The 12,804-nt window shown below is 40.4% G+C and carries 9 protein-coding genes and 5 tRNA genes; all 14 read left to right on the top strand.

Features of this window, described 5'->3' with window-relative positions:
- The first annotated feature begins 234 nt into the window (after positions 1-234).
- The 14 genes from LC036_RS12660 (at position 235) to pstA (ending at position 12,786) form a co-directional block, all read left to right on the top strand.
- Positions 235-855, top strand: a complete 621-nt coding sequence (locus tag LC036_RS12660; protein WP_226583068.1) for an NfeD family protein — start codon at positions 235-237, stop codon at positions 853-855.
- A gap of 99 nt (positions 856-954) precedes the next feature.
- Positions 955-2,730 carry a methyl-accepting chemotaxis protein gene (locus LC036_RS12655; RefSeq protein ID WP_226583066.1) on the top strand — a complete coding sequence of 592 codons (1,776 nt, stop codon included), beginning with the start codon at positions 955-957 and terminating at the stop codon, positions 2,728-2,730.
- A gap of 202 nt (positions 2,731-2,932) precedes the next feature.
- Positions 2,933-4,570 carry a Na/Pi cotransporter family protein gene (locus LC036_RS12650; RefSeq protein WP_226583064.1) on the top strand — a complete coding sequence of 546 codons (1,638 nt, stop codon included), beginning with the start codon at positions 2,933-2,935 and terminating at the stop codon, positions 4,568-4,570.
- A gap of 178 nt (positions 4,571-4,748) precedes the next feature.
- Positions 4,749-4,825: transfer RNA gene (locus tag LC036_RS12645), tRNA-Met, on the top strand.
- 24 nt (positions 4,826-4,849) lie between these two features.
- Positions 4,850-4,925, top strand: a tRNA-His gene (locus tag LC036_RS12640).
- Between the two features lie 3 nt (positions 4,926-4,928).
- A tRNA-Ile gene (locus tag LC036_RS12635) sits at positions 4,929-5,005 on the top strand.
- A gap of 11 nt (positions 5,006-5,016) precedes the next feature.
- Positions 5,017-5,109 (top strand) — tRNA-Ser (locus tag LC036_RS12630).
- Positions 5,110-5,228: 119 nt separating this feature from the next.
- A tRNA-Phe gene (locus tag LC036_RS12625) sits at positions 5,229-5,301 on the top strand.
- A gap of 201 nt (positions 5,302-5,502) precedes the next feature.
- Entirely contained in the window at positions 5,503-6,117 is a 615-nt protein-coding gene (locus tag LC036_RS12620; protein ID WP_226583062.1) for a superoxide dismutase, read from the top strand.
- A gap of 101 nt (positions 6,118-6,218) precedes the next feature.
- Positions 6,219-7,454 (top strand): MFS transporter, encoded by a 1,236-nt coding sequence (locus LC036_RS12615; protein WP_226583061.1) that lies wholly within the window; start codon positions 6,219-6,221, stop codon positions 7,452-7,454.
- A gap of 88 nt (positions 7,455-7,542) precedes the next feature.
- On the top strand, positions 7,543-9,687 hold the full coding sequence (locus LC036_RS12610; RefSeq protein WP_226583059.1) for a peptidoglycan D,D-transpeptidase FtsI family protein: 2,145 nt from the start codon (positions 7,543-7,545) through the stop codon (positions 9,685-9,687).
- A gap of 212 nt (positions 9,688-9,899) precedes the next feature.
- A complete protein-coding gene (locus LC036_RS12605) occupies positions 9,900-10,883 on the top strand; it encodes a PstS family phosphate ABC transporter substrate-binding protein (RefSeq protein WP_226583058.1) in 984 nt (327 codons plus the stop codon).
- Positions 10,884-10,960: 77 nt separating this feature from the next.
- Positions 10,961-11,908, top strand: coding sequence for a phosphate ABC transporter permease subunit PstC (pstC, locus tag LC036_RS12600; protein WP_226583056.1), 948 nt, complete (start codon positions 10,961-10,963; stop codon positions 11,906-11,908).
- On the top strand, positions 11,908-12,786 hold the full coding sequence (gene pstA, locus LC036_RS12595; RefSeq protein WP_226583053.1) for a phosphate ABC transporter permease PstA: 879 nt from the start codon (positions 11,908-11,910) through the stop codon (positions 12,784-12,786). Before pstC ends, pstA begins: the two co-directional genes overlap by 1 nt.
- The last annotated feature ends 18 nt before the right edge of the window (positions 12,787-12,804 follow it).

Genomic DNA, 12,804 nt, shown 5'->3' with positions numbered 1-12,804 from the left:
AAAAAAGGTATGCAAGATGAATTTCCAATCTTCATTATAAGGGCTTTGGTTGAAAATGAGAAGTCAAGACCCTTAAATAAAGACGCATGTTTCTTAAAGTTTGTGTAAACCAGACTTCTGTCATGGACCTACAAATTATACCACGAGTCCTAAATGAAGAAAATTATTTTTGTTTGAAACAAAAACAGGAAGATAATCGTACATATATTAATTAAGGAGAGGATGTGAACCATCATGTTCAGCTATGATTGGATCGCTTTATTCATAACATTTTTAGGAACGCTGTTTTTAATCGGAGAATTACTTGTGAATATGCGGGGAGCCTTTGCCATTGTGGGCTTTGGATTTATAACAGTCTATTTTTCCGGTTACCTGGCTGCTGATATGTTTGTGATTATGATGCTGGTTTATTTTTTAGGCATGATCTTAATGATTATAGATGGGAAACTTTTGAACGATGGTACACTGGCTACCATTGGTGGAGCAGCGATGGTCATTGCTGTTGGTTTTAGTGCCCCCAACTGGATTGCGGGTTTGTATAGTGTCATCGGTGTAATTTTGGGCGGGGCAGCTTCTTTATTGTTTCTTAAAGTCTTCAAGCGTAGGAAAATGTGGACCCAGATGGCTTTGAATGATCAATTGACCTCGGAGATGGGATATAACTCAATGAAAGAGACATACCAAGAGCTTGTAGGAAGGCAGGGAAAAGCAGAAACAGACATGCGTCCTGTAGGTACGGTAGTTATCGATGGAGATGATTACAGCGCTATTTCGAACGGGCAGTGGATATCCCAAGGTGATGAAATAGTCGTTGTTTCTGTTGATGGGACTAAAATCCTGGTCAAGAAGAATTAAAAATAACGGAACATTAATCAATCATTAACAAACGCTTAACACTTCATTGTCATAATTTATTTGACTCACTGACTAAATGATAATGGAGTGTTTTTAAATATGAAAATTAAGCGTGAACTTAAATTCCTGAAGCAGCGAATAAATCCACTCAGTCTGCAGACAAGACTCACCTTTGTCATCTGTTTGTTAGTGCTCATTTCTGTATCTGTCATTGGTTATTTTACTTACGACAAAGCTAAAGACAGCCAGGTAGCCCTTGTCCAGGATCGTTTAGAACGCGAATTGCAGATGGCTCAGGATGTATCAGAACAACTGATGTATGCTTTTGTGTCTGATCAACAAGAATTTAATGAACGTATGAAAGGCTATGTAAATGGACAGAAAGCTCAAATACAACAGGATGGACTCCGTTCGGATGCGTATCTTATTACTGAAAAAGGTGTCTATACATATCCGGAAATGAAAAAGTCCTCTCTATTTTCAAGCTCCTTTACTGATATGGTTATGAATCAGGAAAACGGTACAAAAATAACGGAGGTGGAAGGAGATTCTGTCGTCGTATCCTATGCTCCGGTTCAGGAACTTCAAGGGATATATTTGGTAAGTGTTCCTGAAGAAGATATTATGAGTGAAGTGAAGCAGATGGCTGGATACACCCTTCTGATTGGTGCTCTAACAGCTGCGGTAATCGGGATATTTGTCCATTTTATTATTGGCCGTATAGTAAGACCTATAAAGGGGCTTCAAATGATTATGGAGAAAGCAGGAAATGGAGTCATCCAAAGTACTTCTTCTATTAAAACAAGCGTTCCTGAAATAAAATCACTGAAAAGGAGCTATGAAGAATTAATTCAAACCATCTCAGGTATACTATTTTCGCTTGAAGAAACTGTCGGACAATTGAATGATGGAGGAGAAAAGATTGAAGTCTCTTCTATTAAATTAAATGATTCCCACATGCAAATGCGAAAAGATGTAGAAAAATTAAAGAAAGAAAGTGAACAGACAGATATACATATGGATGTACAAAAAGATGTTTTTAATGAATTGAATCACACATTTGAAATTCTTCAGCAAGGTCTAAGAAAAATGCTAAGCGAACAAGAGTCCATGAATGAAGCTGTCCAGTTAGGAAATGGCGGGGTGCAGAGAGTGGAAATGTCTCTTAACCGCTTTGAAACAGAATTATCAGAGATGTCTTCAAGGGTCGAATCCTTTCAAGACTATATATACAAAATTCAAGACTTTGGTACTAAAATACAAGCCATTTCAGAACAAACACGTATGCTTGCGTTAAATGCATCTATTGAAGCAGCGAGAGCCGGAGAGCATGGGAAAGGCTTTGCAGTAGTGGCTCAAGAGGTAAGAACACTTGCGGACCGGTCGAGAAAAGCCGCGGTTAATATTGATACTCGAATAGATGATCTTATTACTTTAGGTAATGACTTTTCCGATCAGTTTACCCGCTTAGTTCATGGAGTCAATCATCAGCAGGAAGAAATGGATCTTTCAAGACAATCATTTCACCATTTATCAAAAGGGATGAATGGATTTAACGAACAACTTGCGTCGATAAAAACATCCCTGCATGATGGCGAGGAGGTCATGCCGCGGATGCATCGTGTAATTCAAGGAATGGAGCAAGTGACATATGAGCTGTCTGTGTCCACTAGTCATTTAGCACAGGCATCAGAGAAACAGGAAATCAATAGACAAACTTTTGACGAATTCACAAATGAACTGATCGCACTTACACAAGAGTTATCTGGATTAATTGCATCCAATCAGTTAAGGGAAGAAGAGGATATAGTAGAAGCAAAGGATGAAAGGGTAGATGATAATCAGGTTCAATACGACAAAGAAAAAGCATCTTAGCAAAAAAGGCCTTGAGAGGCCTTTTTTTATATGCTGAGGATTTTATACCACACCATAATCAACCATATATTTTTTGAATGTAAATTTAATGTTAAGATTGGTGAATTATCTTTACAAAAGAAATAGACTTCGTTAATAATGGATGAGGTGTTTTTTAAATAGAAAATACAGAAAAACTTTGGATGAGGAAAGGGTGGAGAACATGGAAATCGATGTGCAGAAGATGATATTTGAATTCATCGGTGGACTAGGTATTTTCCTGTTTGGTATTAAATTTATGGGGGACGGCCTTCAGAAGGTAGCAGGCGATCGTCTGAAGGAGCTGCTTGATCGATTTACGAGTAATCCGTTAATGGGTGTTATCGCAGGTGCTGTAGTCACGGTGCTTGTGCAAAGTAGTTCTACGACGACTGTCTTAACTGTCGGGCTCGTTAACGCCGGTTTTATGACATTTAGACAAGCGATTGGTGTTATTATGGGTGCCAACATTGGTACAACATTTACCGCATTTATTATTGGTATAGATATTAAAGAATATGGTCTTCCAATCTTAGCTGTTGGTTCATTACTAATCTTCTTCTTTAAAAATAAGAAGGTTACCCACTTAGGGCAGACGGTATTTGGTTTAGGTGCGTTATTCTTCGGACTTGAGTTGATGAGCGGCGGGATGAAGCCTCTTCGATCAATGGAAGCATTCCGTGAATTAACGCTGAGTATGAGTGACAATCCTATTCTTGGTGTTGTCATCGGTACACTATTTACAGTAATTGTTCAGAGTTCAAGTGCCACCATTGGTATACTCCAAGGTTTGTTTGGAGAAGGACTTGTTGATATTCAAGCCGCTTTACCTGTGTTGTTCGGGGACAACATTGGCACAACCATTACAGCAGTAATAGCAGCTATTGGTGCCAGTGTCGGCGCTAAGCGTGCAGCTTTCGTTCACGTAATATTTAACGTTTTAGGCGCAACCGTCTTCTTACTTCTATTAAAGCCGTTTACGCTTTATGTAGAGTGGCTTCGGGATGCATTGGACCTTGGTCCCGAAATGACGATTGCTTTTGCGCACGGGTCATTTAATATCGCTAACACAATCGTGCAGTTTCCGTTTGTTGCGGTATTGGCCTGGATTGTCATCAAACTTGTACCTGGAGATGAGTCACTCATCGATCACAAGCCGCAGCACTTGGATCCAATATTTATCGACCAGTCTCCTTCTTTAGCATTAGATCAGGCTAAAGAAGAAGTCGTGCGTATGGGTGAGTATGCCTATAAAGGTTTAGAAGAGACAAGCCTCTATTTGAATAACAAACAGCAAAAGCACTCAGAAGTAGCGATGCAGATCGAAGATGCACTTAACAATCTGGATCGGAAGATTACTGATTATTTAGTAGATCTTTCTCAAGCATCTCTAACTGATGAAGAGAGTCAGAAACACTCAGCTCTCATGGACTCTGTACGTGATTTAGAACGTATAGGAGACCATTTTGAAAATATTATCGAACTCATCGATTACAAAAACTCTAATAAGGTAAACCTTACTCCTCAAGCGATTGAAGATTTAAATACAATGTTTGATCTTACTTTGATGACTGTTAAACAAGCGACTAAAGCTCTTGAAAGCATGAGCAGAGAAGAAGCACTTGCCGTTGTTCAGAAAGAAAATGAACTGGACCGGATGGAACGCAGTTATCGTAAGAAACACATCATTCGTCTGAATGAGGGAGTGTGTACAGGTCAGGCAGGAATTGTCTTTGTTGATATGATCAGTAACCTGGAGCGTATAGGAGACCATGCGGTTAACATTGCAGAAGAAGTATTAGGGGAAAAGGAAAGCCTGTAAAGCATATAAAAGCGGCTGTGTGTCAGCCGCTTTTATACTTTTTTTGAAAAAACCCTTGAAAGAATAATCTGTGCATGCTATATTATTTTTGTCGCCAAAACAGGCGTGAAAAAACATGTTGACAACATATTGGATAACATGTTACATTAATTAAGTCGCTTACAAACGACAATTATTTGGCGGTGTAGCTCAGCTGGCTAGAGCGTACGGTTCATACCCGTGAGGTCGTGGGTTCGATTCCCTCCGCCGCTACCAATACATAATATCAATAAAGACATGGCGGTTGTGGCGAAGTGGTTAACGCACCGGATTGTGGTTCCGGCATTCGTGGGTTCGATTCCCATCAACCGCCCCATGTGGACCCTTAGCTCAGCTGGTTAGAGCTATCGGCTCATAACCGATCGGTCGCAGGTTCGAGTCCTGCAGGGTCCACCATTTTTTGATACGGAGGAGTACCCAAGTTTGGCTGAAGGGAGCGGTCTTGAAAACCGCCAGGGGCTTTACGGCTCGCGGGGGTTCGAATCCCTCCTCCTCCGCCATCATACATAAATGGTTCAGCGTTAATAAAGATCGGAAAGTTAGTAAGGATACTTTCCCCACAAGATGCAGAGTATACGCAGCAGTCAGACTTACAAAAAAGAACAATTTATCTTTACATGGCTCGGTAGCTCAGTCGGTAGAGCAACGGACTGAAAATCCGTGTGTCGGCGGTTCGATTCCGTCCCGAGCCACTTTAATAAGAAAAGGAAAAACAAGCGGAAGGCTTGTTTTTTTTATGTTTGAAATTCTTACATAAGGGAATTCATAATAGCGGAAGAGATATATTCTCTTTGCAATGCAAATTAGTTGCATGTCCAAAATCGGTTTGATAATGTAAAATGAGAAGCTGATGCTTCTGATTTTACATACTATTTTTAAGGAGGAGTTACATTATGGCTAAGTTTGAACTACCAGAACTACCTTACGCTTATGATGCACTTGAACCAACAATCGATAAGGAAACAATGAACATTCACCATACGAAGCACCACAACGGTTATGTTACTAAATTGAACAACGCGCTGGAAGGTCATGCAGATCTTCAGGATAAATCTTTAGAAGAACTTCTTTCTAATAACCTTTCCGTTGTACCGGAAGATATCCGTACAGCTGTTCGTCGTAACGGTGGAGGCCACGCAAACCACAGCCTATTCTGGACAATTATGTCTCCGAATGGCGGCGGCGAGCCGACTGGTGACCTGGCTACTCAAATCAATGATACCTTTGGCGGTTTAGATCAGTTCAAAGAGAAATTTGAAGAAACAGCTAAAGGCCGTTTTGGATCTGGCTGGGCTTGGTTAGTAGTCAATAATGGTAACCTTGAAGTAATTGATACGTTAAACCAAGATTCTCCGATTATGGAAGGTAAAACTCCAATTCTGGGTCTTGATGTTTGGGAGCACGCGTATTACCTTAATTATCAAAACCGTCGTCCTGACTACGTTTCAGCATTCTGGAACGTTGTAAATTGGGATGAAGTAGCTAAGCGTTTCGACGCTGCTAAATAATAATGGTTATAGAGAGGTGCGGATAAATATCCGCACCTCTCTTTTTGTATATCTCCTTTTGTTCTGATAACACTATAGAAGAACACAAAGGAGACATGGATATGGTGAGTAAGCTGCGCGCGTGGCTCAGCCACGAAAATGTGTCAAAAGATTTAATATTGTTACTTCTCATTGGAGGCCTATACTCCTTAGGTATATTTCTATCCAGTACATTTGTGAACATCTATTTATGGAAGCAATCCAACAGCTATATAGACATTGCTTTATATAACCTGAGTATTTATATACTGCAGCCTTTGACCTTTATTTTTGCCGGGAAATGTGCCAAGAAAATCGATCGGGTGATTGTATTAAGAACAGGTGTCACCGTCTTATCCTTGTTTTTTTTAACGGTATTAATCGTAGGGGAACAGGCATCTTCCTTTAATATTATGCTTGGTTCCTTATTAGGGGTAGGGTATGGATTTTACTGGCTGGCTTACAATGTATTGACATTTGAAATTACTGAGCCTGATACGAGGGATTTTTTTAATGGTTTTTTGGGCGTCCTTCAATCTTTGGGTGGGATGACCGGTCCTCTTCTTGCGGGATACATTATTTCCCGTCTTAATAACTTCACAGGTTATACGGTTATATTCGCCATTTCATTTGGACTTTTCATCATAGCCGTCCTCGTCAGTTTCGGGTTATCCAGAAGGAAAGCGAAAGGGAATTTCTCATTTCGCAGAATCGTAACTGAACGAAAACATAACTCCAATTGGAAACGAATATTAAATGCCCATATTGCGCAAGGATTTAGAGAGGGGACATTTTTATTTGCTGTTTCGATTTGGATCTTTTTAATAACGAAAGATGAACTATCGCTTGGTGTATTCAATTTAGTATTCTCAAGCTTCTCATTTCTGTTTTACTTTTTAGTTAGTCGCTGGGCTAAGCCACGACGCAGGAAAAAGGTCATTTTTATATCTGGATTATCTCTTTACTTAAGTGTGTTGATCCTCCTGTTCAGTGACACCATGACATGGATGCTGGTGTATGCTGGAATTGCAGGGATATTCTTCCCTTTGCTTTACGTTCCTTATGTATCCCTGACCTATGATGTCATTGGAAGGTCATGGAATGCAGCAGAAATGAGGATTGAATATATTGTCGTCAGGGAGATTTTCTTGAATTTCGGCCGAGTCTTGTCAATCTTAATTTTTTTACTTGCTATCACATGGATCACTCCAGAGACAGGAATTCCGTATATCTTACTGCTGGTAGGAGGAGGACACTTTTATATTTACTTCTTTATACGTGGTATCGACACGAAAGTGCGTCCTTCAACACAAAATTGACACCAATCACCCATGAACTCCGCCTATCCTGGAACCCTGGAACAATGTTATAATGGGAGAAGGATTTTTTTAAGAGGGAGAGGAGTTCATGGGGAAGAACAATAAGAAAAAAGATAGAAGCAGATCACACCTTCCTTTCCGATTGAATGTGGTGTTTTTTGTTGTGTTTATTTTGTTTGCCGGAATTATACTGCAGCTGGGAGTTGTACAGGTCCTTAACGGAGAAGAAGCACAAGAAGAAATTGACCGTACAGAGAATACAACTACGAGTATCTCTGTTCCCAGGGGCGAAATATATGACTCCAATATGCAGCCCGTTGTTGATAATGAACCTTTATATTCAATTACGTACACCCCGCCTAAAGGGGTGCAGCCTTCAGATAAATTAGCTTTAGCTGAACAGCTGGCTCAATACCTTGATATGGATTATGAGAATTTGACTGAAAGAGACTTAAAAGAGTACTTCTATTTAAGAAACGAAGAGCGGATGGCTGAGCGGATTGCAGATGAAGACACATCTGATCTCGATAATGGAGAGGTTTATCAGTTGCAGCTGGACAGCATTAAACCTGAAGAAATCTCAAACTATGACAATCAGACTAAAGAAGTCATAGCTATTAAAAGGGAATTGGATCGAGCATACGCTCTTGCCCCTCATGTCTTAAAAAACTCAGACATTACAGAGGCGGAATATTCTAAGGTAGCAGAAAACCTTTCCCATCTGCCCGGCGTCAATGTTACAGCCGACTGGGACCGGACGTATCCTTTTGGTTCCACTTTCCGCAGTTATCTCGGGAGCATTACAACTAGTGAGGCGGGTCTTCCAGCTGAACAGCTGGATTACTTTATGTCCCTCGATTACAGCCGTAATGACCGTGTTGGAACCAAAGGCCTTGAGCAGGAATATGAAGATGTTCTTAGAGGAACAAAAGAAAAAGTGCAGTATGAAACAGATAAAAATAATAACGTTATTGATTCTAAAGTCATCCGCGAAGGTCAGCCAGGAAAAGACATAATGCTGACTATTGATATGGAACTACAGGAAAGAGTCAATAAAATTGTTCAGGAAGAGCTGGAGAATGCTATCAGGCAGGCCCCAGGGCCCAACAGACATTTAGAAAACTCGATTGCCGTTGTTTCAAATCCAAAAACAGGTGAAATACTGGCGATCACGGGGCAGACGTATAATAGAAATCCTGAAGAAGGTGAAGGAAGGTTTACCGACACTTCCCACCAGGCTCTGTATAGTGCCTATATGCCAGGTTCTGTGGTTAAGGGAGCAACGGTTTTGACTGGTCTTCATGAAGGGGCTGTCACACCGAATACTTGGATAAATGACAAAGAGATTAGTATTGCGGGGAGAACAAAAAGTTCTTATACGGCCAACATAGGTACTGTCAATGATATCCAGGCGCTCCAGCAGTCTTCCAACGTATATATGTTTTTCTTGGCCATGTATTTAGGAGGCGACTTCAGCAATCGTTATTCAATGAAATCCCTATCTATAGAAGAAGGCACATTTGATAAGTTCCTTTACAATTTTAACCAGTTCGGGTTGGGAGTTAAAACTGGGATAGACTTTCCATACGAAGGTTCAGGTGTAAGTGGAGACCTTAATGATAGAGGTAACATCTTAGATTTTTCAATCGGTCAGTTCCATTCCTATACAGCTCTGCAGTTGAATCAATATGTATCCACCATCGCCAACGGTGGCTACCGCATGCAGCCGCACCTTGTTAAAAGTATTCACGAACCGTCCACAACAGATGGTCTTGGACCAGTTTACAAACAATATGCACCAAAAGTGCTGAACCAGATCGAAATGGATCCTTCTTATATTGATAGAGTGCAAGAAGGATTTAGGCAGGCAGCGCAGACACCAAACGGCTCTGCAAGCAGTGTTTTTTCAAAATCTCCTTATGCACAATATAATTTTGCAGTAAAGACTGGAACAGCCCAGGCCTTTAAGACAGTGTTTGATGAGAATGGAGAAAGAACAACTTACAGTAACGTTTTAAATAAAAACTTAGTTGGTTTTGCACCTTTCGATGACCCTGAAATTGCCTTTTCGATTATGACCCCCTATGTTGGAGAAGATGCGACAAGCACCTATAATGTAAGTAACAAAATTGGTGCTCGTATTGGACAGGCTTATTTTGAATTAAAAGAAGAAAGAGCAACAAATAAAAGTGAAACGAATAATAATGAAGCAGAAGCAGAAACTGAGGAGTGATACGACACGTATCACTCCTTTTTCTATATTAATGCGGAACTTGATGTATAAACGGAGGTGGATAACAAGAAAATATTCCTTCAAATGCTCAATTTACAAAACCTTTACGTTTGATTCATATGTCATTAAAACTCCGTCGTTAATATAGAGAATGTAAGTTGGTCAAGCCGCCAACGAAATAAATATTGATAAATAGTAGGGGGAGAAAGAAAATGAAAAACTTTAAGAATTTAGCATTAATGCTGGCATTTGTTTTAGTGCTTGGAGTACTTGCAGCTTGCGGAGGTTCTGACGAAGAAGGCGCAGCTGACGAAGGTAATACAAACGGTGAAGGTTCTGAAGAAGTTTCTGGTCCAATTGCTATCGACGGTTCTTCCACAGTGTTTCCAATTATGGAGAACTTGACTTATTCATACCAACAAGAACAGCCGGAAGTAGATGCGGCGCTAAACTCTTCTGGTTCTGGTGGTGGATTTAAAAAATCTACTGTTGGTGAAATTGACCTAAGTAACGCTTCCCGTGAAATTAAAGAAGAAGAAAAAGCAATTGCTGAAGAAAATGGCATTACTCTTGAGCCACTTGAACTAGCTTACGATGGTCTTTCTGTAGTAGTAAGTTCTAAAAATGACTTTGTTGACGAACTTACAATCGATCAGCTTAAGCAGATCTTCCTTGATTCTTCTGACGCTCAAACATGGTCTGACATTAACCCAGAATGGCCTGAAGAACAAATTGAGATCTTCGCACCTGGTCACGACTCAGGTACTTTTGACTACTTCAACGAAGTGATTCTTGAAGATGAGCCGATGAAAGAAGGACAAAACACAACACTATCTGAAGATGATAACGTGCTTGTTCGTGGTATTAAAGACAACCCGAATGCAATTGGGTTCTTTGGATATGCTTACTATGCTGAGAACGAAGACAGCTTGAAAGCTCTTGGAATTGCTGAAGGAGATGGCGAAGCCGTTAAACCAGGTCCAGAAACAATTCAAGACGGGTCTTACACACCACTTTCCCGCCCACTTTTCACATATGTTAATGTGAATGCTTATAAAGAGAAAGCACAAGTTCGTGACTTTGTAGAATATACACTAAACAATGCAGGTAAAGCTGCTGAAGAAGTTGGTTATGTAGCTCTTCCAGAAGAGAAATATCAAGAACAGCTTGATAAAGTAAAAGGCTGGACTGAGTAACTGACTTGGAAAACCTAACAAGGGGGTGAGACTGTTAACAGTCTCACCTTGCCTTATGGATGAGAGGAGTTTTAACAATGGACAAAGGTTTACAATCAGAGGGGAAAATGATTGACGTCCAAGAGATGATTGAAAACAATAAAAAGAAGACAAGCATTGGTGAGAGAATAGAAAAAATCATCCCATTCTTCTTGCTTCTTTGTGCAGGTGTCAGTGTTCTCACAACTGTAGGTATTCTGTTTACATTGCTGAGAGAATCCATCGGTTTCTTTTCAGAAGTCTCTATAGTTGAGTTCTATACGGGAACAAGCTGGTCACCATGGTCAGGTAAATATGGCATTGCTCCATTAATTGGTGGAACATTATTGATTACATTGATTGCAACACTTGTTGCCGTTCCATTAGGTTTAATGGCTGCCATTTTTTTGAGTGAGTATGCTAACGATAAGGTAAGAAGAGTGATTAAGCCGGTCCTTGAAGTGCTGGCCGGTATTCCTACCGTCGTTTACGGTTATTTTGCTTTGACATTTATTACACCTCTGTTTCAAACTTTCATACCTGATATGGGAATCTTTAACGCATTAAGTGGTGGGTTTGTTGTAGGGATCATGATTATTCCTATGGTTGCATCTTTATCTGAAGATGCTATGAACTCTGTTCCCAATGCGTTGCGGGAAGGTGCATACGGATTAGGAGCTACTAAATTAGAAGTTGTGTTTAAAGTTGTACTACCAGCGGCGCTCTCTGGTATCATTGCTTCCATTGTACTTGCTATTTCCCGTGCAATAGGTGAAACAATGATTGTAACGATTGCAGCTGGAGCAACGCCTAATTTAACATTTAATCCGACGGAATCTATTCAAACCATGACGGCCTTTATCGTACAAGCGGCTACAGGAGATACAACTTTTGGATCCACGATTTATTACAGCCTGTATGCTGTAGGTATGACGTTATTTGTATTCACGCTTGTCATGAATTTGATTGCCCAGTATATCTCGCGTAAGTTCAGGGAGGAATATTGATGCTTGGACAAAATGAACAAAGTATAAAAAAACGCATGGAAGCCAGAGTAGCAGCAAACAAAGTCCTTATGGTGCTGTTTGGTTTAGCTACAGCAGTTGGCCTTGTTTTCCTCGTTCTGCTTTTTTACCGTGTATTGACTCAAGGAATTGGTTATTTAAGCTTAGACTATATTTTGAATTTTCCTGCTCCTTATCCAGATAAAGCAGGAATATACGCAGGCCTTATCGGATCTGTCTTTTTAATGATTATTGTCGCCACTTTTTCTGTTATCATCGGGGTCGCCACGGCAATTTATCTGGAGGAGTACGCCCCGCAGAATAAATTCACAGATTTCATCCGGGTCAATATCCAGAACCTTGCCGGTGTCCCGTCCATTGTTTTTGGACTATTAGGTCTAACGTTCTTTGTGTATATGTTTAATTTCGGGTATACACTTATTGCAGGTGGTTTAACGATGGCATTACTCATTCTCCCTGTAATTGTGGTAGCAGCTCAGGAAGCGATTCGCTCTGTTCCGGCTGAAATTAAAGAAGCTTCCTATGGAATGGGTGCTACTAAATGGCAGACGATTGCCCGCGTGATTCTGCCTGCTTCTATTCCGGGAATCTTAACAGGTGCGATTATTGCTCTGTCCCGTGCTATTGGTGAGACAGCTCCGTTAATTATTGTAGGAGCTGCAACCGCGATTTACTCGCTGCCTAATTCTTTACTAGCTAAATATACCGTTATGCCTATTCAGATTTACAACTGGACAGGAAGGCCTCAGGAAGAATGGCAGTATGTTGCCGGTGCAGGAATTATTGTATTGTTAGCCGTTTTACTGTTAATGAATTCAATTGCCGTTTTAATTAGAAATAAATATCAGCGACGCCTTTAATTTGGATGAGGAGGGTTT

Origin of the sequence: Halobacillus litoralis, assembly GCF_020524025.1 — a bacterium.
GTDB classification, from domain to species: domain Bacteria; phylum Bacillota; class Bacilli; order Bacillales; family Halobacillaceae; genus Halobacillus; species Halobacillus litoralis_D.
This window is presented reverse-complemented; position numbering and strand designations above follow the sequence as displayed.

What these genes read in the sequence shown, in the direction of transcription:
- LC036_RS12620 (WP_226583062.1), top strand. Translation starts at nt 5,503, where the DNA reads ATGGCTAAGTTTGAACTACCAGAACTACCTTACGCTTATGATGCACTT.
- LC036_RS12655 (WP_226583066.1), top strand. Translation starts at nt 955, where the DNA reads ATGAAAATTAAGCGTGAACTTAAATTCCTGAAGCAGCGAATAAATCCA.
- LC036_RS12610 (WP_226583059.1), top strand. Translation starts at nt 7,543, where the DNA reads ATGGGGAAGAACAATAAGAAAAAAGATAGAAGCAGATCACACCTTCCT.
- pstA (WP_226583053.1), top strand. Translation starts at nt 11,908, where the DNA reads ATGCTTGGACAAAATGAACAAAGTATAAAAAAACGCATGGAAGCCAGA.
- LC036_RS12615 (WP_226583061.1), top strand. Translation starts at nt 6,219, where the DNA reads ATGGTGAGTAAGCTGCGCGCGTGGCTCAGCCACGAAAATGTGTCAAAA.
- pstC (WP_226583056.1), top strand. Translation starts at nt 10,961, where the DNA reads ATGGACAAAGGTTTACAATCAGAGGGGAAAATGATTGACGTCCAAGAG.
- LC036_RS12605 (WP_226583058.1), top strand. Translation starts at nt 9,900, where the DNA reads ATGAAAAACTTTAAGAATTTAGCATTAATGCTGGCATTTGTTTTAGTG.
- LC036_RS12650 (WP_226583064.1), top strand. Translation starts at nt 2,933, where the DNA reads ATGGAAATCGATGTGCAGAAGATGATATTTGAATTCATCGGTGGACTA.
- LC036_RS12660 (WP_226583068.1), top strand. Translation starts at nt 235, where the DNA reads ATGTTCAGCTATGATTGGATCGCTTTATTCATAACATTTTTAGGAACG.